The sequence below is a fragment of the Stenotrophomonas sp. SrG genome, assembly GCF_050031795.1.
Taxonomy (GTDB): Bacteria; Pseudomonadota; Gammaproteobacteria; order Xanthomonadales; family Xanthomonadaceae; genus Stenotrophomonas; species Stenotrophomonas rhizophila_A.
In genome coordinates this window covers 1-239 of the sequence record NZ_JBNBBE010001121.1, presented here as the reverse complement: position 1 = coordinate 239, position 239 = coordinate 1, and the positions used below count along the sequence as shown (strand labels likewise).

The 239-nt window shown below is 68.2% G+C and carries 1 protein-coding gene; it reads right to left on the bottom strand.

The genetic code is table 11. The features are described from left to right. Nucleotides 1-239: hypothetical protein (locus tag ACQG3P_RS22950; RefSeq protein WP_426806335.1), on the bottom strand; the 239-nt coding region annotated here is incomplete at both ends.

Here is a 239-nt window from a genome sequence, read left to right as displayed (position 1 = left end):
ACAACCCCCAGCCGACCGGCAACGCCGGTGCGCGCCTGGCGTGTGCGGTCATCAAAGCCCCACCGTAACCGGTAGCGCCGGCCGTTGGCCGGCCCCTTGAAACGAAGAACGCCGGCATCGCCGGCGTTTTTCTTGAACGGTAGCGCCACGCCCTGCGTGGCTGCGCGGCGTCTCCGTCTGCGGGTCAACAATTCCCGCGCATCCTGGCCCGCTTCGCAATGCACGAACAGCACCGGCAG